This window comes from Microbulbifer flavimaris (assembly GCF_001641755.2).
Taxonomy (GTDB): domain Bacteria; phylum Pseudomonadota; class Gammaproteobacteria; order Pseudomonadales; family Cellvibrionaceae; genus Microbulbifer; species Microbulbifer flavimaris.
Genome location: NZ_LRFG02000027.1, coordinates 1 through 252, shown reverse-complemented (window position 1 = coordinate 252; position 252 = coordinate 1). Strand labels below are relative to the sequence as shown.

Below are 252 nucleotides of genomic sequence, written 5' to 3'. Positions count from 1 at the left end.
AGTATTGAGCTGGTAGTTCTAGTGAGAAATGTTTGATTATTGAGTTTTATTAGTTTACTTCTGCGGCGAATAGCTGTGTGAAGTTGTTTTTTTGCGAAGCTTATATCATTGTCAAGCACATAGCCAATCATACACCCATATGGAAGTTTTTCTGAGTATTGTGCTGTTATATATCGGATAATTCCTTCATCCACATATAAACCCGCAAGAGATTTTCTTTTCCCATTTGATGAGGATATTTTGTTAAGTCTT

1 protein-coding gene is annotated in these 252 nt (G+C 34.5%); it reads right to left on the bottom strand.

From position 1 onward, the window contains the following. The coding region (locus tag AWR36_RS16415) for a hypothetical protein (protein WP_231745375.1) at nucleotides 1–194 on the bottom strand (194 nt) is incomplete at its 3' end. Nucleotides 195–252: the final 58 nt, after the last annotated feature.